We start from the raw sequence: 21,493 nt of genomic DNA, 5'->3' as shown, positions 1-21,493 counted from the left end.
GCTGTCAGCCAGGGTGTCCGCGCTTTGCTCCTGACACCGTGAGGCTTCGGGAGGCGCTGGATGAGTCGGCGGGCCGGACGGGGCTCGGTTGCCTGGCGGCTCCGGGCGGAAGAGCATGCCCCCAGGCGCGCCCGACATTGCGACAGGTTCCCCGGATGCCAACCGTTGGGACGTGAACCGCCCCAATGCACGCCCCCGCACCACGGGAGCGCTCCGTGCGCCCAGAGCGCAGGCGGCGCGGACCTCCGCGCCCGAACATCGTGAGGCCCCGGAGTCCGGGCGCGCGAAGCTCTCCCATGGCGACCGTGTCCTCTTCGCGCGCAGCGGACTGACGAAGGCGGACGTCTTCGCCTACTACCGCGAGGTGGCGCCGCTGCTGGTCCCCATCCTCACGGACCGACCCATCTCCGTGCAGCAGTGGCCCGCTGGCATCGAGGCCCCCGGCTTCTTCCGACACGAGCTGTCCGGCACCCCTGCATGGGTGCCCACGCTGCGCGTCCGCCATGTGGACAAGACGCTGCGCCACGTGAATGTGAACGGCGAGGAGCCCCTGCTCTGGCTCGCCAACCAGTCCGCGCTCACGCTCCACATGTGGCTGAGCCATGCACCCAAGCTCTCGCAGCCGGACTTCCTGGTGATGGACCTGGACCCGGGCGAGGGCGGCTGGTCGGACGTCGTGACGACGGCGCTCGCGCTTCGTGAGCTGCTGGAGGACCAGGGCCTGGAGAGCTACCCGAAGACCTCCGGCAAACGCGGCCTGCATGTCCTGATACCGCTGGGCCCTGGGCACACCTACGCGAAAGTCCAGGCCCATGCGAACCAACTGGCCCACGCGCTGGAGGCACGGCTGGGGGACCTGGCCACCACCACGCGAAGCATCAGCGCGCGCAAGGGACGGCTCTATCTGGACGCGGGACAGAACGCGCGCGGCAAGACGGTGGTCGCGCCCTACTCGCTGCGCGCACGCGAGGCCGCTCCCTTCTCCGCGCCCCTGAAATGGAGCGAGGTGACGCGGAGACTGGACCCCGCGCGCTTCAACCTCCGCACGCTGAAGAGGCGCCTGGATGCCGTGGGGGACCTGTTCGCCCCGGCGCTGAAGCACTCGCAGAAGTTGCCGGACTGACGCCCGGTCGCCTGCTCTCCCGCGCGCATGATGCGCTCAGTGCATGTGCCCGGAACGGGTGCTAAGGCGACGCCACCATGGACTCCGCCACCGCATCCGGCACCGTGAAGCCGGCTGGCTCGCTCAAGGTCGCCCTCGCCTACTGCACGTGTTTCATCCTGTGGGGCTCGACCTGGTCCGTGGTGAAGGTGGGGCTGGAAGACCTGCCGCCGCTGCGCTTCCTCGGCACCCGCATGTTGGTGGCGGGCCTCTTCCTCCTGCCCTTCGCGCGCTCGCGGGGACGGGTGGACGCGCGCACCGGAGGTCGCATCGCCGCGCTGGGACTGCTCCAGCTCGCCGTGCCCTTCGGTCTGCTCTTCTTCGCACAGCAGTGGATTCCCTCCAGTTGGGCCGCGCTGCTGTTCTCCACCTTCCCGCTGTGGCTGCTGCTCATCGGCCGCGTGCTGATGCCGGACCAGCCCCTGACGCCGGGCAAGCTGCTCGCGGCGAGCCTGGGCGCGGTGGGCGTGGTGGTGCTCCATTCCTCGGGCGTCGAGGGGCTCGCGCTGTCCGGCAAGGTGCTGCTCGGCGTCGTGATGACGCTGGTGGCCGTGGCGATCATCGCCGTGGCCAACGTGCTGGCCCGGCGCTACATGTCGCACGTCCCCGCGCAGGTGCTCGTCTTCGGCCAGACGCTCAGCAGCGCGGTGCCCCTGCTCGCGCTCTCCTTCCTGCTGGAGGCGGACTCGCCGGGGAACTGGACGCCGCGCGCGATGGGCGCCGTCTTCTATCTGGCGGTGTTCGGCACGGCCTTCACGTACCTGTGCCTCTACTGGCTCTTGCCGCGAATCTCCCTCACCGCGCTGGGCGCCATGGCCCTGCTCGACACGCTGGTGGCGGTGGTGCTGGGCGTCGCCTTCCTCGGCGAGCCCTTCACCCTGTCACTCGTCGTGGGCGGCGCCCTCATCCTCGGAGGCGCCGCGCTGGCCAACGTGCTGCCGAAGGAAGCCACGCCACGTCCCACCGACGAGGGCACTCCGAGCTGAAGCGCTGGCGTCAACGCGAGGCGTTCAGCGCGCGGTGCTCCTGAACCCACGCGCGGGCCTCGTCGAGCGTGTCCACGTAGCGCACGTCCAGCGGACGCCCACCGCTGAGCATGGAGCCCACCATCAGGCTCTTGGTGGTGGCCTTCTGCTCCAGCGCCGCGCCGATGTAGACGATGCCCAGGAACCAGTCCGCCTTCGCGTGGTCCACCAGGTAGCGGCGCGACTCCGGACTGAGCTGCGAGTCGGTGATGTCCGCCGCCAGGTAGAAGCGCCCCTCGGCTGACAGCGTCTTGTAGAGGCCACAGGACCAGCGCGACGTGTCCTCGGTGATGGCGCCCCGGAAGCGCGCCCAGAGGATGTCCGGCGCTTCCAGCCACGCGCGTTGCTCGCCGTGGCTCCACTCCTGCTCCCAATCCCTTGCCATGAGACTCCCGCGATGAGGCCGGGCCCAGGATAGGCCCGGCCGCCCGCGGTTCCCAATGGCCCCCGAACTAGAAGCGCAGCGGCAGCGCGAACGCTGTCCCGTTCTGCGTGCCTGTCCGGAAGCTCCGGGGAGCACCGATAACCATCGTTGGCGGGGTTCCGCCCGAGCCCGGCACGAGCGCGAGGTCCTGTCCCAGTTGGGCTCGCTCGGCGCCATCACCCACGACGGTGAAGTACGGCGAGAGCGCGCCGCCCAGGTTGGGCGCACCCGCGTAGACGAACACGGCGCCACCACCATCCGAGGCCTCGGAGGAGCCCGGCGCGCTCACCACCAGGTCAGGGACATTGTCGCCAGACAGGTCCACGTTGCCCGCCAGCGCAGTGCCGAAGCCCACCGCGCGCGACTTGTGGACCACCACCACCGGCGTCAGGTCGTCGCCGAAGGCGCCCAGCACGAACGGCCTGTTCCGCGATGGGAGCGTCGCCATCACCGTGGTGAGCTGCGCGATGTCGAAGAGCAGCACCACGGGCTGCGTGACGCCGTTGAACGGCACCGCGGTGGCGCTGATGGCCAGGAAGTCCCGCCCGTCTCCCGTCGTGCCGCCCGCGTTGCGCATGACCTTGCCCGCGCGGGTGATGGCCAGTCCCAGGCCGATGTTGTTGAGCTGCACCTCGCTGTCGCCCGCGATGCGCCACACGGTCGGCGTGGTGCGCCCGCTGCAGCGCACACCGCCCGCGTCGTAGCCGAAGAGGATGGCCACGCCCGAGCGGCTGCCCTCCGCGTACCGCCACGCGAGGTCGTCGCAGCTGTCCCCGTTGATATCCCCCAGCGACGTCGGCGCGCTCGTCTGAATGGCCTCGGAGGGCCACGAGTAGACGGGGTCACACGTCATGGTGAGCTTCGTCAGCGACGCTTCGTCCGGAGGCCGGCCCAGGAACACCTCCATGCCCCTGTCCCGCAGCACGCCCACGTCCTCCTTGCGATCCCCATTGAAGTCGAAGCCGCCCACCAACCCGCGGCCCAGCGCCGAGCGCTTGCACTTCGCGTCCGTCTCCGGCACGCAGGTGGCGATCTGCAGCGGCGCCCACAAGCGATAGGCGGGCTTGAACGAACCGTCCGGCTGCCCCAGCGATACAAACACGCCGCCCACCGACTGGTTGGCCGTGGTGACACACTCCGGTCGAACCGTCTGATAGGTCGCGGCCAGCTCCGCGTTGTTGCTGGCCGGCACGACGAAGCCTGGGGCGCCCACCACCAAGTCCGGTCGCTTGTCCCCGTCGAAGTCCGTGAAGGCCACGTCCGCGCCCACGGTGCGCCCCGCCTTGTGCGGGGAAGGCGCGCCCTCCTCGGCCACCACGGCGGGGGCGGTCCGAGCCACCTCGCGCACATATGCCCGGCCAATGGACATCGCATCACCATCGCCGTTGGCTCCCGGACCCGACCAGCCCGGCGCTCCCAGCAGCGCCACCGCGCCCTTGGGCCCCACGGCCACGGCCACCTGCTCACCCACGCGCTCCACGCTGGGCTTCGCCGGCACGTTGGCGCTGGTGCGCGCCCACTCCACCAGCGAGGCGCCCCCTCGGCGGAACAGCTCCACGCGGCCGGTGAAGGCCCCCTGGTCCGACGAGGCTCGGCCAGAGAAGGCCGCCAGCGATTCACCGTCCGGCAGGCGCCACACCGCCAGGCCCGAGCCCAGGGTGTCCGACTTCGCCATGCCATTGAGCGCGGTCAGCGACTTGTTGATGACGGCGCCCTTCGTCAGCGTCGACAAGGGATACACCAGCACCTTGCCGCCAAAGCGCAGCGTGGTGTTGCTCGGCCCGGGCGGCGCGGCATACGGCGCGCCCAGCACCAGCTCGGGCCCCGGCGTGCCGTCCACATCGAGCACCGCGAAGCTGCGGCCCGCGACGACACCGGCCGCGTCACCGTAGATGCGCGCGAAGGCCTCCTCGCGCTTCACCTGCGGCGGCGTGGTCGCCGGGTCGCCGGTGGGCGCATAGGCACTCAGGTCGAACAGCAGCGCGCCGCCCGCGTCCGCTCCTGAGCGCACACCCCCACTGGCGCTCAGGTCCGGCGAGTCCGCGCGGTCCGCCACCGCCATCAACAACGGCGGACGCGTGCCGTCACCCGCGATGGCGGCCAGCCGCCACGTGCCCTCATTGGAGTCCGCGAGGTTCGCGGGCAGCACATACACGTCCGGGCTCGCCCGAAAGCGAATCCCCTCGGAGCGCGCGAAGAAGACGGAGATGGCCACCTGCGTACCGGAGACGGCGCCTTCCGCGGTGTAGCGGGACACGCGGCTGAGCGCGGCGATGTCCAGCCGCCCATCCTTGTTGAAGTCCGCCGTCACCAGCGCGCGGCCCAGGTCCGAGCCCGTGCGCGCCATGGGCACGCCGTCCTTCGTCAGGTCCGAGCCACCCAGGCGGAGGGTGGGCAAATCCGGAACGGGGGCGCTGGCCGTGGCCAGGTAGATGTCCACGGTGCCGCGCGCGCGGATGGTGCCGCTGGGCGCCAGGTCTCCCGCTGGCGAGCCCACCACCAGGTCCACCTTGCCGTCGCCATCGAGGTCCGCCACGGACAGGCCCGCGCCGAACGCGGCATCCCGCAGCAGGCCGGCGAGCTGCAGGCGCAGCGGCGCGGGGGCGCCTCCCTTGAAGGTGTAGAGGTACACGGCGCCCGCGTTGCTCGTCGCCACGTCCGCGCCCGGCGAGGACACCACCAGTTCCGCGCGCCCGTCACCGTCCAAGTCGCCCGCGGCCAGTGCGTCGCCGAACTGCGCGGTGTCCGTGTCGCCCGTGAGCACCCACAGCGGCTGCGCTTCCAACCCGCCCGTGCCGCCCTTGTAGATGAACACGGCGCCGCCCGTGGGCCGGCCCATGTCGCTCTCGCGCTGGCCCACCGCGAGGTCCAGCGTGCCGTCACCGTCGAAGTCCGCCGTCACCATCGTGGCGGCATCCGTGAGCCGGCCATGCGCCAGACCCGGCCGCGTCAGCTCGTCCAGCACCACCACCGTCACCGACGCCTTGTCTCCAGTGAAGGGGTCCGACGCCTCCAGCACCGCCGCGCCCGTGTCGCCCGCCAGGAAGCCGATGCGCCCCGCGGCAATCGTCCCGGGGCCCGACACCTTCGTCCACACCACCGTGTCGCTGCCACCGCGCGTGGCCAGCGGCACGGACGAGCCCGAGGGCACCGCGAGGAACGCGGGCGCGCCACCGAGCCGGGCCGCCTTGCTCACGTCGTACTGGAGGATGGCCTCGTCACCCGTCTGCGAGTCGCGCACGGTGATGAGGTCCAGCCCCTCGGTGGGGCCCGCCGTGTAGCGCCCTTCGGCGGTGAGCGTGCCGCCAGAGAGGTTCTGCGTCAGGTTGTATGTGGCCGTGCCCAGCAGTCCCTTCGTCGACACCTGGAAGGACGTGCCCGGCCGCAGTTGCGCCCGCGCCGGCGCGATGTCGAAGAGGGCCAGCACCTCCAGCGTGGTGCGGGCATCACCCGGGCAGCGGGCGTCCTCCACCACCAGCGTGTCGGTGCCCGGGGTGTGCCCCGCGATGAAGCGCGACGCGCGCAGCTCACCGGACGAGCCCCCGTCCTCCAGCGTGTAGCGGTACTGGCCGCTGCCACCGGTGGCCACCAGCGACACCGGGCTGCCCACGCGAACCCGGGCGGGCTCGGCGCGCAAAGCCAGCGGGGCCAGGCCCGTGCACTGGTCCACCTCCGGAGGTGGCTCGTTCTCACGCGCGGGGTCCAGGTCATCGGAGCAGGCCGTGACGAGGAGCGCGAGGAGGGGGGCCACGCGAGGGAATCGAATCATGGTGTGCCTCGAGGGGAGTCAGGCGGGTGCGACGGGGGCTTCAGGGCTTCGCGCCGGACGCGGCCCAGCGCTGGATGAGGGAGATGAGCTGAGGGTCCAACGGCCCATCCGCGGGCATGCGCTGGTCTCTCACCGCGGCGGTGATGAGCGCCGCGTTCTCCTTCCACAACTCGTACGTGTTGAGCGCCCGGCCGGGGCCGGTGGCGTGGCACTTCTCGCAGCGCGACACATGGATGGGCTGGATGTCCGTCGCCCAGCTCAGCGCCACGGTGCTCACGGGCTGGTAGTCGAACGGCACCAGGCGTTTGGCTTCGGTGCCATCCAGGAAGCGCGCCACCACGCCGAGCGCCTGGCGTCCCGCCTCCAGGCCCGCGAAGGAGTACGGCTTCGGGGTGCCGTCCGCCTCCTGGCCCCCCAGGCTGTACACAGGTCCTTCTCCCATGGCGGGGACCTCCACGCCGCCCAGCTGGAAGACGACGGAGTCTGGCTCCACGCCCGTGGGCATCACCGCGCGCACCACGAGCCCGTCCTCCACCACCTGCATGCCCTGGTGCAGGCCCGTCACGCGCGGCGCCGGCGAGCGGCTCACCGCCACCGTCTCGCCGCCCAGCTGCACCCACGCGCAGCCACTCTCGTCCGCGGACAGGAAGCGGAACTCACGCGTGTCGATGCCCTGCGCCAGGCCCCACTCGTTCGCGTCCGCGTCGTACAGGAGCAGCGCGTCGCTCGACTTCACCCACAGGAAGCGGCCCGACGCGAGCAGTTGCACCGGCCGCTGCGGCAGCGTCACGCGCCGCCAGCCTTCCCTCGGCCGACGCAGCAGGCCCTGGTTGGTGAGCAGCCACAGCTCTCCGGAGGTGCCAAGGCCCGGGCCCAGTCCGGCCAGCGACTCCACCACCTCGCCCTCCTCCAAGGGAGCGCCCGCCTCGCGCACGTCGAAGTGCACCAGGCTGGTGGCCACCGCGACGTGCAGCTTGCCGTCGCGCAGGAACCACACGCCCGCGGAGCCCTCGCCCGTCGGCGCCGCGGCCAGCGCGGTGATGCCGGTGAGCGCCTCGCCCTTCACCTTCAGCGCGGACAGCGTGCCGTCGCGCAGCTGGAACAGGCCCGTGGGATGCGCCAGCCACACCGCGCCATCCGAGGACTGCGTGGTCGCGGTGATGCCCAGGCCCAGCGCGTCACGCCACGGCGGGGAGATGAGCCACCCCGACTCGGCGAGGAAGAGGCCGTTCCGCGCCTCCACCAGCGCGCTGTGCGGCCCCATGCGGAACACGGCGTTGACCGTGCCCAGCTCGGCGCTGTTGCCCGGGTGGGGCGCCAGGGCCCCCAACGAGCCATCCAACCGGATGCGGACGACGGTGCCGGTGGTGTTGGCGAAGATGCCGCCACCGGCCTGGTCCGCGAAGCCCGGAGCCGACGCCAGCGCCGTCTTCGACCGGACCTCGGTGGGCCGGAAGGAGACGGGCCGGGGCCTGTCCAACGGGAGGGAGTCGTCGCCGCACGCGGTGAGGAGGACGGCGGCGCAGAGGGGAAGGAGACGAAGAAGAACGGGGGCGGCGGACCGCCCCTCGTCCATCTCCCGGGGGGCTCGGGGATGGGTGCGCATGCGGTTCAGGCGAGGATGGTGCGAAGGGGCTCCACGCGGGTGATGCTGTAGTCCAGGCCCGCCGACGCCAGCACCGTGGCGATGATGTGCTCGGGGAAGATGTTCTCACCCCGAGGGTCGATGGCTCCGGTGCGCAGGTCGAACGTGCCGGGCGACATGCCAATGTCTCCGCTCTTGCCGAAGACGTAGTTGTGCTTCACGCCCGCGCCCATGAGCATGCAGGAGTTGGAGATGTGGTGGTCCCGGCCGCCCGCGCTGTTGATGAGCGGCGTGCGGGAGAACTCGGAGAACACCATGATGGTGGTGTGGTCCATGAAGCTATCGCCCGCCGGGTGGGGGGAGGCGATCAGGTCATCCACCAGGTCGGACAGCGCGTCGAAACCCCGGCGCTGGTTGTTGGCGTGGGTGAGCTGCGTGCCGAAGTGCGTGTCCAGGCCGCCCGTGAGGTTGATGGTGAGGCACTGGGCAATGCCCTTCTTGAGCGCGGTGGCCACCATGGCGGCACGTCCCGCCTCGGTATCGTAGTTGCCGTTATCTGGCAGGCCATAGTGTGCCCGGACCGCCGCCATCTCCGGGGTCTTCGCGTCGAACTTGAACGACTCCTCGAGCCGCTGGGCCATCACCTGCTGCATCTGGTCCCGGCTGTTCTGGTACGTGGTGCCCACGCCGCGAGCGCCGTAGGCGGCCTCCTCGCAGGTGATGGGCTGGCCCCGGAAGTCGACCAGCTGCTTCTCGATTTCGCTGTCCAGCAACTGAGAGCTGGGCTTGAGCGTGAGCAGCAGGTCGTCCTTGCGGCTGACGCGCAGCGCGTTGGCGTAGCCGGGGTAGCGGTCGTTGTACGACTCCACGTTGAACGCGATGTTGGAGATGGGCACGCGGGGCTTCATCTGCCCCACGATTTCCGTCGCCGTGGAGGAGCCACGCGCCGCGCTACCGATGGGCATCTTCCCCGTGAGGAAGTAGCGGTAGCCCACCTCGTGGCCCAGCGTGTTCATGTTGATGCCGCGCACCACCGTCATCCGGTCGAAGTGCTTCGACAGGTCTCCCACCGCGGGACCGAAGTCGATGTTGGACCGGCCCACGCCCGGCTTCTCCGGACGAAGGGGGATGGCGGAGAAGCGCGTGTCGTTGATGAGGTTGTAGCCGGGCAGGATGCGCGTCTCCGCCGCGCGGTCCGGGGTGAACTCGTCCGGGTCCTTCGGGTCGAAGGCGAGCAACTGGTCCCAGCCGCCGTTGAAGTACACGAAGACGAAGCAGCGGTCGGCCGGGGCCAGAGAGGCCGCCTGCGCGAAGGAACGGAAGGGCAGCCCGCCCAGCAGCGTGGAGCCCATGAAGCCGGCCGCGGCCTTGAGGAAGGTGCGGCGCTCGGGACGGTGGTTCTCGTCGAGTCGATTCTTCTTCATCGAAGTCACTCCGAGCTTCAGTAGGTGATGAACCGCGCGTCGGTCAGCATGGCGATGCACATCACCGCCAGCGCGTCCGAGCGCCGCTTGGCCGTCTCCGCCCGGGCCGCGGCCTGGGTGAAGAAACCGACCCACTTCGTCAGCTCCTCGCCTTCCAGGGGCGCACCCCAGAAGCGCAGGGAGTTGTAGACGAGGAACTCTCGCACCTGGGCGTCCGTCAGCTTGCGCAGGTCATCCCAGGTGCCCGGCAGCGTGCGCGACAGCGTGCGCTTGGAGGCATCCGCCTGCTTCACTTCATCACCCGCCTGGGCGATGCACACGAAGCGCGCGCCATCCTCCAGGAACTTGGCGAACACCAGGTTGGGCTCGGTGTTCTCGCTGGAGACGAGGGCGAAGTCGGCGCGGCCCAGGGACGAGGCGCGCGCGTCGATGCCGTCGCCACCGTTCACCCAGCGGCGGCCGACGGCCTCCAGGATGGCGGCGTCGAGCTGGGCGACGGTGAGCCGGCGCGGGGCGCGGCCCACGCTACCGCCCTGCGCTTCCGGGTCCGGCAGCGGGTCGAAGTCCCCGGGCTGGTGGGGGTTGGCGACCGGTTCGAGCTGCCCGTCCAGGGTGGGGCCGGGCTTCTCCTCGGTGGACTTGTTGCAGCCGGCGCTCAGCGTGAGCAACGCGGCGATCAGGAGCGAGCGGCGCATCAGTCAATCCTCCGGTAGGCGTCGGTCGTCACCACGCGCTCGATGAGCGACTTGAAGCGGTGGCCACTCTTGGCGAAGTCGCTGGCGAGCGGCGCCAGGTACATCCGCTGCTCCTCCGCCGTCATCGGGCGGCCCAGGAACTCGTTCCAGACCCGCTTCACCGTGCAGCGCTCCAGCTCACCCGACTGGTACATGCGCTCCACGAGCAGTCGCGGACCCGCCTCGATGTTCTGCTCCTCGTCGGCCGTGCGGTACAGGTACGTCTTGAGCAGGCCGAGGCTGCTGGCGCCGTCACCGTCGTACGCCTGCATGACGTACTGGGAGCACTCGCCGCCACAGTTGGTGTCGCCGTTGATGGCGCAGTCGCGGCACTTCGGGTCGAAGCGCGGGAACTGGTTGGCCGGCAGGAACTGCGCCGCGCGCTCGGCGTAGCGGCCCCAGTGGGCGCCGGTGGGCTCGATGGTGGCGTGGCAGTAGTTGCAGCCACAGCGCTTGGCCAGGTTGTTCTCCCGGTTGCAGGAATCCTCGGGGTCGGGCAGGGACGTCTCCGAGCCAGGCACGAAGGTCTTGCAGAGGAACGCCTCGTAGAACTCGGAGACGCGGGCCCGGTGCGTGGGGAACCGGTAGAGGAACCCGGGCGTCGTCAGCACGCCGGAGTGCGACTCATCCCGGGTGTATTCCTTCCAGTTCGCGGCGTCGGTGTAGGCGATGGCGGGAATCGACTCCAGCGGCGCGGGCGCGGTGGCGCTGAAGACACCCACGCCCTGCCGCTGCCGGTAGAACTCCGACAGGGTGCCGTTCACGAACGAGCGGCGCGTGGTGAGGATGTTGTAGTAGGGCTCGTCGCGGCGGACGACGGACTCGGCGATGCGCAGCGGTTCCTCGTTGAAGGCGGCCACGCGCATGTCGTGAACGTTGCGCACGAAGAGCGGGTCCGTGGTCAGGCCGATGTTCGACACGCCGCAGCGGCGCATGCCCACGCCGCAGCCGCAGCTGCGGTCATTGGCGAAGCGGCCCGTCTCACAGGACTCACGCGTCCAGGGGTTGTGGTCGCGCTCCTGGGCTTCGATGGCGCACACCTTCACCGTCGCTGGCGAGCCCGCAGGGGCCCAGTAGGGTGCGGGCTTCGTCACGTAGCCCTCGCGCTGGATGCAGCCGCGAATCGGCGCGAAGGAGCCCCTGATGTTGTTGTTGAGGCCGAGGTCCAGCGTGCAGCGCTTGAGCGTCAGGAGGCTCGGCTTGGACGCGGGGTCCGGATGGTCGAAGGACTCCACCAGGCCGCTCGCGTTCTTCGTCTCAATCGTCAGCGCGACGCCAGGCTTGCCGGGACGCCGGTCGGGCTTGCACAGGTGCGACTTCACGGCGCCCCCGACGACACGGTTGTCGCAGAAATAGCGGTACTGCCCCCACGCATCGGTCGCGGGCAAGTCAGCCAGTTGGTCACAGGTCGTCAGCGCGTTGCTCGTCTCGACCGCCAGCTCCGTGCAGGTGTAGTAGTTGGTGTCGTAGTCGTAGCTGACCGGCATGGGCACGCCCATGTCGTCCGTGCAACTGGTGCGCGGCTTCGCCGTGAGCGGCGCTGCGTGCTTGTCCTGAATCGTCGTCAAGCAGGAGCTCTGCTCGACATCGGCGTTGCAGGACTGGCCGTTGACGCCTCGCAGCGCCGTGGACGGATTGTTCGCGAAACCAAAGGGGGTGGAGGTGCCGTTGCCACCCAGGCGCGAGTTGCCGTTGTCGAAGACACTCGCGCTGATGTTCGAGCGCAGGAGGGCGCGGTGGAAGTTGCGCACGCGCGTGTAGAACAACTCGTCATTCATCATGGCGCGGATGTCTTCTTCAGACACCGAGCCCTTCGCCTGGACTGCCTTGTACTCCTCCCAAGTGGGCGGCCGACCGAGCAGGTCGAGCGTCAGCTGCCGCAGATGTCTTTCAGGAGGGACCTTCGCGACGGGCGCGCAAACAGCGGCCTCATCGGCGGAGGCTGGCAGAGCCAGGAACAAGGCGGCGCCAGCCAGGATGGCAAGGCAACGCTCGCGGAGCACGGGGAACCTCCGTGGAGGGGGGAGTCGGGGGCGACCGTGACTGAGTATGCAAGAATTACAGGGAGAAGATCCAGTCGGCCTAACAGAACGCTTCATCCGACATGTCGGCACAGCGTTGTATCGCTACTGCATTGGTTGCATCGGCGGACGTGTCGCGAGAGATAGGGCGCATGTCGAACGCCACCTCTGCTCCGCTTCAGCCCCGAGTGAGCGACCGGGCTTTTTATGTCTTCACCGGTGTTGTCTCCGCGGCCGCGCTCGCCTTCATCGCGTGGATTCTGATGGGCCGTCGCGACGGCGTGGAGGGTGTGGATTTGCGCTTCCTTCCGGCCGTCAACGCGAGCCTGAACGCGACGGCGGCGGCGCTGCTCATCGCCGGCTGGGTGGCCATCAAGCGCGGTGCGCGGCGCGTGCACCAGTACCTGATGGTGGCGGCCTTCGCGGCGTCGGCGCTGTTCCTGGTCTGCTACCTCACCTACCACTACGTGCACGGAGACACGCGCTACGTGGGCGACTGGAGAGGGCTGTACCTGTGCATCCTGGCCAGCCATGTGCTGCTGTCCATGGGTGTCGTGCCCATGGCGCTGGTGGCCTTCTACTTCGCGTGGCGCAAGGAGTTCCCCCGGCACCGCAAGGTGACGCGGTGGCTGGCGCCCATCTGGGTGTACGTGTCGGTGACGGGCGTGGTGGTGTACTTCATGCTGCGCGGCGGCCTGACGTCCCTGTAGCGACGCTCAGGGCAGCGCGCGTCGGAGCCAGCGCTCGAAGGCGTCGAAGGTGTCCTGGGCGCCCTTCACCACGCGGTCATCGAAGGCAGGGTCGGCCGCGTCCACGGAGGCGCGCGTGAGCACTTCGCCAAAGGCGCGCCACCGGGGGCCCACGTCGTCACCGTAGGCGCGGAAGAAGACGAAGTCGCCCGCGGGGGTTCCCTCGAAGTGGCGGCGCAGGTGTCGGAGGATGAGCTGGCCTCCGAGCGTGGCGCCCTCCAGCACGTAGCAACTCCCGAGCGCCTCGGGCAGACCGAGCAGCAGCGGTGGCTCCGGGCACCCTGGCAGCCGCGCGAGCGACGGCGTGTCGTGACCAAGCGCGCGCAGGTCCGCTTCCAGCCACGGCACCTTCACCCGCTCCTGAAGGCGCAGGCCGGGCAGCGCCGCTCCCAGCAGTGCGGTGAGCTGGTCCTCCACCGGCAGATGGAAGCCGTGGAGCGCCTCCAGGTGGCGGCGATAGCCCTGGAGCGTCAGTCCAGGCTCCAGCAAGCGCACGGCGGACTCGGTGCGCTCGTGGTGGGGGCGGGTTTCCGTCTTGAGTCGCGGCAGCAGGGACACGGTTCAACCAAGATGGCCCCACCCGGGCTCGGAGGGAATGGCTAAATCCCAACCAACGCCGCCGGGGCTCCCTGTCAGGAACGCGGGGAGGCGGCCGACCGGGGCGCCATGCGAATCCTGACGCTCGATGAAGTGCCGTGTCATAGCTGGCCCTACCAATCCGCCGCGCCTCGGGGTGGGAGCCAGACCGTGTGGTTCCCCCTGCTGCGCGGCACGGTGGATGTTCTCCCGGATGAAGTCGCCGCGCTGCTGGTGCTCTCCGACCTCCAGGGCGTGGCTCCTCATGCACTCCAGGACGGCGCGGTGGCGCTGCTCGGAGAAGTGCTCGCCGATGAGCTGGCGATTCTTGGTGAGCTGGGCACGCTGCCCCAGCCGGGAACCGTCGGCGTGGTGCTCGCGGGAGACCTGTACTCGGAAGCGAATGCGAATGTGCGCGGCGCCTCCGGTGACGTGCGCGCCGTCTGGCAGGCCTTCGCCGAGCACTTCCGCTGGGTGGTGGGCGTGGCCGGCAACCACGACACGTTCGGCGGTGCGAGAGAGCAAGTACGCTTCCAGCAGCGCCCCGGCATCCACCTGCTCGACGGCGAGGTGGTGGACCTGGAGGGCCTTCGCGTGGGCGGCGTGGGTGGCATCATCGGCAACCCGGACAAGGCCGGCCGACGCGGGGAGACGGACTTCCTGCGACAGCTCGATGCGACGCTGCGCGAGACACCACAGGTGCTGGTGCTGCATCAGGGGCCGGACGTCGAGGGCACGCGGCTGCGCGGCAGCCCCGTCATCCGGGAGTCCGTGCAGAGGCGCGCGGACCTGTTGGTGGTCTGCGGCCATGCCCACTGGGAGACGCCGCTCGCCACCCTCCCAGGCGGCGCCCAGGTGCTCAACGTGGACAGCCGCGCGGTGCTGCTCGAACGCGCGAAGCCGTCCGCGTGAAGACGTGAGGCGCCGCGCGGTCCCCGGTCGACCTCACCGGGAACCCGCTTCGCCCCGGACGGCGACTCAGCGACAGAAGCCGTCGCTCCGACATGTGGCCGGAGCCAGGCAGTTGAGGCCGGAGCCGATGCAGCTCGGCTGACACGCGCCAATGCCAGTGCCGTCGCTGTAGCAGACATAGCCCGAACGACAGTCGCCCTGACCGGTGCCCACCTGGCGGGAGCAGCTGTCCAGGCAGTTCTTCAACCCCGACGAACTGACCGTGTAGCACTTCGAGCCCGCGGGGCACGCCGTCGTGTTGCACACGAGCGAGCAGTAGCCTCCGGGGAAGTTCGTGTTGCAGAACCCCTCCGCACAGTCGGAGTCATCCGTGCACGACGCGCCCACGTCCAGCGTCGGGTCATCGTCGATGGGCGCCAGCGGGAGCAGGTCGAAGCTGATGCCGGGCGTGGAGTCACCGGCCTCCACGTCGAGCGGTTCGAAGGAGTCGACGTTGCGCCAGAAGCCCGTGCGCTCCCCGTCCTCGAACAAATCGCCGTCCTCGTCGTCGTCGATGGTCGCCAGCGCGTAGTAGGTCCTGGGCTCCAGTTCGAGGGAGTAGGCGTATCCGCGCGACGCGCGAGCCACGGTGATGGCCTCCTCGGCCGCCTCCCACTCGCCCGTCAGCGCGTTCTGCCAGACGAAGGCGACAATGGCATCCAGGTCGTCCGACGTGCCCACGCCAATCTTCACCGCCACCGTCGCCGAGCCGGCCGCGCCGGAGCCCGCGAGGTTGAGGTTCACCACGTAGTCGCCATCCGCGAGGCCCGCCGTGTTCACCGCCACGTCCAGCGTCGTCGAGCCGTAGGCAGGCACCGTCTTGGTGCTTCCCCCGGGGAAGGACACCGCCGACTGCTGCGCGCCCGAAACAGTGGCCGTCACCACCAAGTCGCCGCCCTGTCGGCCGCCCACGTTGCTCAGCGTGAGCTGCTGCGTGACGCTCTGCCGGAAGAAGAGCGTGCTCGTCGACACGCTCAGCTTCGGCGGCTCCAACGCCGGGTCCGTGCTCTGGATGCGCCGCAGCGCCGCCTGCGCGTTGATGAGGCCCGCGCCACAACCTCCGGCGCACAGCGAGGAGGGAATCGGCGTCGCGGTGGTCTTCAGCGCGCTCTCCGCCTGGCTCGACGTGAGGTCCGCGGTCAGCTTGGCCGCGGTCGCCGCCAGCAGCGCCACCACGCCGGCCACGTGCGGCGCCGCCATGCTGGTGCCCTGGGAGAAGGCATACGCGGGCTGCCGGTTGTCATCCAGCACCGTGGACAACACGCCGTCCGCGTAGCCGTCGCCGTTGATGTCCTCCACCATTTCTCCGCCGGAGGCCACCACATCCACGCGCGCACCGTAGTTGGAGAAACTGCTGCGCCGGCCCGACAGGCCCGTGGAGCCCACGCAGATGACGTTCTCCTGGTTGCACGGCGTGCTGTTGGAGGCGTCCACGTTCTCGTTGCCGGCGGCGACGACGATGATGGCGCCGCGACGGACGGCGGCATCGATGGCGTCCTGGTAGAGCGGCTGCGGCGGCGCGCTGCCACCCAGGCTCATGTTCACCACCTTGGCGGCCCTGGCCGGGCGCTGGGTGATGCCGGGCACATCACCTCCGGTGGCCCAGGCGATGGCCGCCGCGATGTCGAAGCTGTTGCCGCCCTTGTTGCCCAGCACGCGCACCGGCAGGAGCTGCGCGTTCCAGGCCACGCCCGCGACGCCGACGCCGTTGTTCGTCACCGCGGCCACGGTGCCCGCCACGTGCGAGCCATGCCACGACGAACCGCCCTGTGGCTCATCGCCCCCTTCGTCCAGGGGATTCGGGTCGCGGCCATTGCCGTCACCCGCGTTGGTCGGGTCGGCAATCATGTCGTAGCCCTGCACCACGTGGGTGTTGAGGTCCGGGTGCGAGACGATGCCGGTGTCGATGACCGCCACCACCACGCCGTCCGCGCCGAACTCGATGTCCCATGCGGCCGGCAGGTTGATGGTGGGGTAGTGCCACTGGAGGCCGTAGCCCTTGTCGTCGGGGACGGCCGTCTTGTACATGCGCAGGTTGCGGTCCGTGTAGCGCACGCCCGGCACCGCCGCGAGCTTCGACACCAGCTCACGCGTCTCGTCCGTCGTCACCGCGTGGCCGTCCTCCGCCTCGAAGCCCACCAGGTGCAGGTACTCGCTCGCATGGCCCTTGTGCACCACGCGGTAGCCCGGGAGCGCCGTCGCGGACAACACGTGCTCGGGTGACACGTCCGCTTCCTCGAAGCGGACCACGACGTCACCGGCGATGGTCGGGTCCTCCTGGGGGATGCGTGCCAGGGGCGGCGGCCCCAGCGGCGCGGGGATGATGGGCAGGCCCGGGTCCGTCTGGTCCACCGCCGAGCGGCGCACGCGCTGTGCCTTCGCGCCGCGCATCGAGTCCTTCAGCCGCGCCAGCACGCCCTTGCCGAAGGGAAGGTGGGTGGCTCGGGAGACTCCACCCTCGGAGGACTGCTCGTTGCTGCGGAACGGCGTCAGCGTCCCCGCGACGGTGCCGGAGTTCGCATCAGGCCCGCCCCCGCCGTCCTCGTCACACGACGTGGCGGAGAGCAGCAACATTCCGACGAGCAATAGACGACGCATTCGAGAGAACCCCCTCCAGGAAACAGTGGGGGGACCCTAACACCGCGTGTCCAGACGAACGGGGATTCTCAGCTGGCCTGCGCCACCCCGCCGCCGCTCTCCGTGTCCTCGCCAACGTTCTCCTCGGAATCGTCCTCCAGCGCGTCGACGCCGCCCGGCACGCCGTCCACGTAGGTGACGACGTTGCCCGGCATCGCGGGCACGCGCGGCCCTGGAGTCACCACACCCGTGAGGTTGAGCGGGTCCACGCCGGAGAGCTGCACTCGCACCCCGGAAGGAGGCTGCCGTCGCACCGCGCGTGCCATGTCCACCGCCTCTGGCAGCGCGAACTGTTCTCCAACGAAGCCCGCGACGAAGCGACCACCGCGCACCTCGCCTCGCGCCTCCATGCGTCGGTAGACGAACAGCAGCTCACGCCACGTGGGCGCCAGCGCCTCTCGCATCACCAGGTCTCGCCAGACGATGCCGTAGCGCTGGAGGAACAGGCGCGCCAGCGAGTCCATCACCTCGTCCGACGTCTTCGGCTCCGCGGGCGCCAGCAGGCTCCAGCGTCCGGGTCCACCGCGCTGCAACAGCTTCTGCCGCTTCCGATGCGCGGGGCTCTGGAGCACGCGCAGGTTCTGCACCGCGTCCGCCGTCACCAGGCCGCGCGCCACCAACTCCCACAGCGCGTCCTCGATTTCAGCGGGCAGTCGTCGCGCGCGGGACACCAGGTCCTGGAAGAAGCACGCGCCCCGGCGCTCCAACACCGCCACCACATCCTTGGCGGCCACGCTGAGGTCCGGCGGCGTCCACACGTCCCCATCCGCGAGCACCGCGTGAGGCCGCGCCGCCGCGAGCATCCACTCCAGGTCCTCGCGCAGCGTGAAGGTCAGCGGCGCGTTGCGAGTGGGCGAGGCTCGCGAGCGCGTGGGTGCTGGGGCCTCCGGCTCCGGCGGCGTCACGGGCGCACCGCGACGAGGCCCCGGCACGGGCTTCGGCTGGTCCTTCATCGTCAGCCGGCCCCAGGCCACCTCACCCGCGTAGCAGGCGCGCTCCAGCATGTCCGGCGTGTAGCCCCTCATGCGCGCGGGCAACAGGAAGCGCTCCCACGCGGAGGCAGGCGCCTCGTACCCCTGGAGCAACCGCACCGCCTTCATGAGTCCCGTGGAGCCGCGCAGCGCGTCCACGTCCTCCATGTGGTGCCACCGGAAGAGGAAGCGCATGAAGTCGCGTCCGCTCAGCGGTTCGATTTCCCGGCGCAGCCGCCCCACTGTCATCCGGTGGATTCGCTGGAGCAGACGGCGGTCGCACCACTCCAGCGGCGGCGTCTCTCCCGGCGCGAGCGGTGTCTCCAGCGGACGGAAGCGGCCCCGCAGCACGGTGCCCTGCATCTCCAGCTGATGCATCGCCGCGTTGACCTCGTCCTCGCTCAGCACGCAGAGGCGAGACAGCTCCGCCACCGTGGTGGGGCCCACGTTCTCCATCCGCCCGCGCACCACCTGGAGCACCGCGGCCTCGCGCTCCACCGGCCGGTCATGCGCCAGCACCGGCAACGGAGGCTGCGTCACCCCGTCGGGGAACAGCGCTCGCACCGCGCTGCCCCGCTCCGCCGCGACGAGGAACCGTCCGGCGGGCAGGTCCAACCACGCCACCCGGCCCTGCTCGAACAGCGGCGTCGCCAGTCCCTTCGGCACCTCCGCGTCCCGCACCAGCACCCACTGGAGGAGCATGTCGTGCAGCTCGTCCTCGTCGCGCATCGGCGGCGCGGCGTCCTCCACCACCGTGGCGATGGCCGTCGCGTCCAGCGCTCCGAAGGCCGCCGCGTCCTCGGCCGGCAGCGCGCGGCGCAGGGCCACGTTGCGCACGCGGCGCTCCTCCGCCGGGGCGTCATCCAGGAACGTGTACGGCTGGCTGTGAATCATCGCGTGCGCGAAGACGCTCGGCTCCGGTACGTCGCGCGCCTCCAGGCGGATGCGGCCGTCCTTCATGCGACGGAGCACCTCACGCAGGCCCTCCACATCCATGGCCTCGTGCAGACAGTCGTCCATTGTCTGCTTCACCAGCGGATGGTCCGGCAGCTCGACGTCGCCGCCACCGTGGTTGTCCTGACAGCCCACCTGCGCCGGGAAGACGGCGGCCAAGAGGTCCTCGCTGCGCGCGCGCTGGAGGTTGGGCGCCACGCGCTTGCCCCCCATCATCCGGTTGAGCGCCAGGGCTCGCGTGGCCACCCAGCGGAAGCGCGTGCCGAACAGCGGCGACTGGAGCACCGCCTGCACCAGCACCTCTTCCACCTGGTCCGGGTGAAGGAAGTCGAAGATGTCCGCCAGCGGAAAGGAGTGCTGCTCGCCCAGAGACAGGAGGATGCCGTCCTCCGTCGCCGCCGCCTGGAGCTCGAAGTCGAACGAGCGGCAGAAGCGCTTGCGCAGCGCCATTCCCCAGGCCCGGTTGATGCGACTGCCGAAGGGCGCGTGGATGATGAGCTGCATGCCACCCGCTTCGTCGAAGAAGCGCTCGGCCACCACGAGCTGATTGCTGGGCACCGCGTCCAGCATCTTCTTGCCCAGCCGCAGGTAGCCCAGCAGCGCATCCACCGCGGGTGGCGGCATGCGCAGCTCCTTCTCCAGGAAGCTGGCCGCATCGTCGCGGTTGAGGAGTTCGTCGCGCAGCCGGCCGACCTGGAGCGACAGCTCGTCCGTCCGTCCTGGGGCCTCACCGCGCCAGAAGGGCACGTTGGGCGCCGCGCCGCGTGCATCCTCCACCATCACCGTGCTGCCCATCACCCGCTGGATTCTCCAGGCGGTGCTGCCCAGGAGGAAGACATCTCCGGGCGACGACTCCACCGCGAAGTCCTCGTCCAGCGTGCCCACCACCTTGCCCTCTGGCTCGGCGGTGACGCTGAAGGTGAAGGTGTCCGGGATGGCTCCGCCGTTGGTGAGCGCGGTGATGCGCACGCCGCGCCGGCCCTTGAGGCGCTGATTCACGCGGTCTCTGTGCAGGTGGATGCCCGCGCGTCCACGTCGGTCGGCGATGCCCTCCGACAGCACCTCCAGCACGCCCTGGTACTCCTCCCACGTCAGCTCGCGGTACGGGTACGCGCGCTGGAAGAGGCTGAAGAGGGCGCGCTCGTCCCACTCCTCGCACGCGCACGCGGCCACCACCTGCTGCGCGAGCACGTCCAGCGGCTTCTGCGGGATGATCACCGCGTCCAGGTCACCCTCGCGCACGGCGTTGAGAAGCGCGGCGCACTCCATCAACTCGTCGCGCGTCATCGCGAACACGATGCCCTTGGAGATGGCCGCCTTGTGGTGGCCCGCGCGGCCCACTCGCTGGAGCAGCACGGAGATGGCCTTCGTGGTGCCCAGCTGGACGACAAGGTCCACGTTGCCCACGTCGATACCGAGCTCCAGCGACGCGGTGGCCACCATGACGCGCAGCCGGCCGTCCTTGAGCTTCTCCTCCGCCGCCAGCCGGATTTCCCGCGACATGCTGCCGTGGTGGGCCGCCACCAGACCTTCGCCCAATCGCTCGCCCAAATCATGGGCCACGCGCTCCGCCATCTTCCGCGTGTTGACGAAGATGAGCGTGGTGCGGTGTTCCCCCGCCAGTGCCACGAGGCGGTCGTAGACCTGGCCCCACATCTCGTGGCTCGCCAGCGAGGACAGCTCCGCGTCGGGAATCTCCAGCTTCAAGTCCCACGGGCGCAGATGGCCCACCTCCACCTTGCGGCACTCGCGGTGGGACGCACCGGTGAGGAAGCCGGCAATCGCATCCAGCGGCTTCTGCGTCGCGGACAGGCCGATGAGCTGGGGGCGCATCTCCGTGAGCGCCTTGAGTCGCTCCATGGACAGCGTGAAGTGACTGCCCCGCTTGTCGCGCGCGAGTGCGTGAATCTCGTCGACGATGACGGTGCGCACGCCGCGCAGGGTGGCGCGGGCTCGCTCGGCGGTGAGGTAGAGGTAGAGCGACTCCGGCGTGGTGATGAGGATGTGCGGCGGACGGCGCACCATCTGCGCGCGCTCGGAAGCGGACGTGTCACCGCTGCGCACCTGCACGCGCAGCTCGCCCGGCGTGTAGCCCTCCGCGCGGGCTCGCGTGAGCAGCTCCTCCAGCGGCTGGAGCAGGTTCTTCTGCACGTCGTTGCCCAGCGCCTTCAAGGGCGAGACGTAGAGCACCTGCGTGCGGTCTTCCAGGTTCCGCTCCAGCGCGAGCCGGAACAGCGAGTCGAGCGCGGCGAGGAACGCGGTGAGCGTCTTGCCGCTGCCCGTGGGCGCGGCGATGAGCACGTCATGCCCGGCCTGGATGAGCGGCCAGCCCTCCACCTGGGGACGCGTGGGCTCGCCCAGTCGTTCGGCGAACCAGCGGCGAACCACCGGGTGGAAACTCGCCAGTGCCGGGTGCGCCGCGCACTCGGCGGCGAAGTCGAGACTGATCTGCGGGGGCATGCGCACCTCTCCACCCGGAGCCTGAACACAGGTACAGGCGGGCGTCAACGC

13 protein-coding genes are annotated in these 21,493 nt (G+C 70.1%); 4 read left to right on the top strand and 9 right to left on the bottom strand.

Translation table 11 applies throughout. The features are described 5' to 3' along the window. The first annotated feature begins 172 nt into the window (after positions 1-172). Positions 173-1,123: a non-homologous end-joining DNA ligase gene (ligD, locus tag FJV41_RS07645; RefSeq protein ID WP_246137069.1), complete on the top strand. Its 951-nt coding sequence runs from the start codon at positions 173-175 to the stop codon at positions 1,121-1,123. 77 nt (positions 1,124-1,200) lie between these two features. After that, on the top strand, positions 1,201-2,148 hold the full coding sequence (locus FJV41_RS07640; RefSeq protein ID WP_141641755.1) for a DMT family transporter: 948 nt from the start codon (positions 1,201-1,203) through the stop codon (positions 2,146-2,148). A 10-nt stretch (positions 2,149-2,158) separates the two neighbouring features. On the opposite strand, the gene FJV41_RS07635 is transcribed toward FJV41_RS07640, so the two are convergent. The 6 genes from FJV41_RS07635 to FJV41_RS07610 all read right to left on the bottom strand — a co-directional run bounded on the left by FJV41_RS07635 (position 2,159) and on the right by FJV41_RS07610 (position 12,126). Continuing rightward, positions 2,159-2,572 carry a hypothetical protein gene (locus FJV41_RS07635; protein WP_141641754.1) on the bottom strand — a complete coding sequence of 138 codons (414 nt, stop codon included), beginning with the start codon at positions 2,570-2,572 and terminating at the stop codon, positions 2,159-2,161. Positions 2,573-2,639: 67 nt separating this feature from the next. Further along, positions 2,640-6,380 (bottom strand): FG-GAP-like repeat-containing protein, encoded by a 3,741-nt coding sequence (locus FJV41_RS07630; RefSeq protein WP_141641753.1) that lies wholly within the window; start codon positions 6,378-6,380, stop codon positions 2,640-2,642. Positions 6,381-6,420: 40 nt separating this feature from the next. Further along, positions 6,421-7,986 carry a hypothetical protein gene (locus tag FJV41_RS07625; protein ID WP_141641752.1) on the bottom strand — a complete coding sequence of 522 codons (1,566 nt, stop codon included), beginning with the start codon at positions 7,984-7,986 and terminating at the stop codon, positions 6,421-6,423. 5 nt (positions 7,987-7,991) lie between these two features. After that, positions 7,992-9,389, bottom strand: a complete 1,398-nt coding sequence (locus FJV41_RS07620; protein WP_141641751.1) for a DUF1501 domain-containing protein — start codon at positions 9,387-9,389, stop codon at positions 7,992-7,994. A 17-nt stretch (positions 9,390-9,406) separates the two neighbouring features. Then, positions 9,407-10,084 (bottom strand): hypothetical protein, encoded by a 678-nt coding sequence (locus FJV41_RS07615; protein ID WP_141641750.1) that lies wholly within the window; start codon positions 10,082-10,084, stop codon positions 9,407-9,409. Continuing rightward, positions 10,084-12,126 carry a DUF1585 domain-containing protein gene (locus FJV41_RS07610; protein WP_141641749.1) on the bottom strand — a complete coding sequence of 681 codons (2,043 nt, stop codon included), beginning with the start codon at positions 12,124-12,126 and terminating at the stop codon, positions 10,084-10,086. The genes FJV41_RS07615 and FJV41_RS07610 overlap by 1 nt, the downstream gene beginning before the upstream one ends. Before the next feature lie 170 nt (positions 12,127-12,296). On the opposite strand from FJV41_RS07610, the gene FJV41_RS07605 reads away from it, so the two are divergent. Further along, positions 12,297-12,854 carry a DUF420 domain-containing protein gene (locus FJV41_RS07605; protein WP_141641748.1) on the top strand — a complete coding sequence of 186 codons (558 nt, stop codon included), beginning with the start codon at positions 12,297-12,299 and terminating at the stop codon, positions 12,852-12,854. Positions 12,855-12,860: 6 nt separating this feature from the next. On the opposite strand, the gene FJV41_RS07600 is transcribed toward FJV41_RS07605, so the two are convergent. Continuing rightward, positions 12,861-13,451, bottom strand: coding sequence for a biliverdin-producing heme oxygenase (locus tag FJV41_RS07600; protein ID WP_246137068.1), 591 nt, complete (start codon positions 13,449-13,451; stop codon positions 12,861-12,863). A gap of 108 nt (positions 13,452-13,559) precedes the next feature. Between FJV41_RS07600 and FJV41_RS07595 the strand changes: the two genes are divergently transcribed. After that, on the top strand, positions 13,560-14,381 hold the full coding sequence (locus tag FJV41_RS07595) for a metallophosphoesterase family protein (RefSeq protein WP_141641747.1): 822 nt from the start codon (positions 13,560-13,562) through the stop codon (positions 14,379-14,381). Positions 14,382-14,447: 66 nt separating this feature from the next. Here the strand turns inward: FJV41_RS07595 and FJV41_RS07590 are convergent, their stop codons facing one another. Next, positions 14,448-17,018, bottom strand: coding sequence for a S8 family peptidase (locus FJV41_RS07590; protein WP_141641746.1), 2,571 nt, complete (start codon positions 17,016-17,018; stop codon positions 14,448-14,450). A gap of 68 nt (positions 17,019-17,086) precedes the next feature. Continuing rightward, on the bottom strand, positions 17,087-21,442 hold the full coding sequence (locus tag FJV41_RS07585; RefSeq protein WP_141641745.1) for a DEAD/DEAH box helicase: 4,356 nt from the start codon (positions 21,440-21,442) through the stop codon (positions 17,087-17,089). Positions 21,443-21,493: the final 51 nt, after the last annotated feature.

Source organism: Myxococcus llanfairpwllgwyngyllgogerychwyrndrobwllllantysiliogogogochensis (assembly GCF_006636215.1).
Classification (GTDB): Bacteria; Myxococcota; Myxococcia; order Myxococcales; family Myxococcaceae; genus Myxococcus; species Myxococcus llanfairpwllgwyngyllgogerychwyrndrobwllllantysiliogogogochensis.
Note: the sequence above shows the minus strand (reverse complement) of the source record. Positions and strands in the feature narration are given on the sequence as shown.

Excerpts from the sequence above, each read along its gene's own strand:
- FJV41_RS07630 (WP_141641753.1), bottom strand. The coding sequence starts at position 6,380 with ATGATTCGATTCCCTCGCGTGGCCCCCCTCCTCGCGCTCCTCGTCACG.
- FJV41_RS07585 (WP_141641745.1), bottom strand. The coding sequence starts at position 21,442 with ATGCCCCCGCAGATCAGTCTCGACTTCGCCGCCGAGTGCGCGGCGCAC.
- FJV41_RS07605 (WP_141641748.1), top strand. The coding sequence starts at position 12,297 with ATGTCGAACGCCACCTCTGCTCCGCTTCAGCCCCGAGTGAGCGACCGG.
- FJV41_RS07640 (WP_141641755.1), top strand. The coding sequence starts at position 1,201 with ATGGACTCCGCCACCGCATCCGGCACCGTGAAGCCGGCTGGCTCGCTC.
- FJV41_RS07595 (WP_141641747.1), top strand. The coding sequence starts at position 13,560 with ATGCGAATCCTGACGCTCGATGAAGTGCCGTGTCATAGCTGGCCCTAC.
- FJV41_RS07635 (WP_141641754.1), bottom strand. The coding sequence starts at position 2,572 with ATGGCAAGGGATTGGGAGCAGGAGTGGAGCCACGGCGAGCAACGCGCG.
- FJV41_RS07590 (WP_141641746.1), bottom strand. The coding sequence starts at position 17,018 with ATGCGTCGTCTATTGCTCGTCGGAATGTTGCTGCTCTCCGCCACGTCG.
- FJV41_RS07620 (WP_141641751.1), bottom strand. The coding sequence starts at position 9,389 with ATGAAGAAGAATCGACTCGACGAGAACCACCGTCCCGAGCGCCGCACC.
- FJV41_RS07625 (WP_141641752.1), bottom strand. The coding sequence starts at position 7,986 with ATGCGCACCCATCCCCGAGCCCCCCGGGAGATGGACGAGGGGCGGTCC.
- FJV41_RS07615 (WP_141641750.1), bottom strand. The coding sequence starts at position 10,084 with ATGCGCCGCTCGCTCCTGATCGCCGCGTTGCTCACGCTGAGCGCCGGC.